Consider the following 234-nt stretch of genomic DNA (forward strand, 5'->3'; position numbering starts at 1 on the left):
AGGTCAACACCAATCAACTCGTCACCCTCATTGAGGTTAACGGCGATGATGCCGGCACTGCGTGGGCGGCTAAACTCGGTCAAGGCGGTTTTCTTCACTGTGCCGCTGGCCGTCGCCATAAACACGTGACGCCCTTCTTCGTACTCGCGTACAGGCAGGATAGCGGTGATACGCTCATTGGCTTCCAGCGGCAACAAGTTGACGATTGGACGCCCGCGCGCACCACGGCTGGCT

1 protein-coding gene is annotated in these 234 nt (G+C 59.0%); it reads right to left on the reverse strand.

Translation table 11 applies throughout. The features are described 5' to 3' along the window. Nucleotides 1-234, reverse strand: a 234-nt coding sequence (locus tag AC3CAU_RS16775) for a DNA gyrase C-terminal beta-propeller domain-containing protein (protein ID WP_488368519.1), incomplete at both ends; no start/stop codon positions are given.

It is taken from the genome of Acinetobacter sp. GG23 (assembly GCF_057766365.1).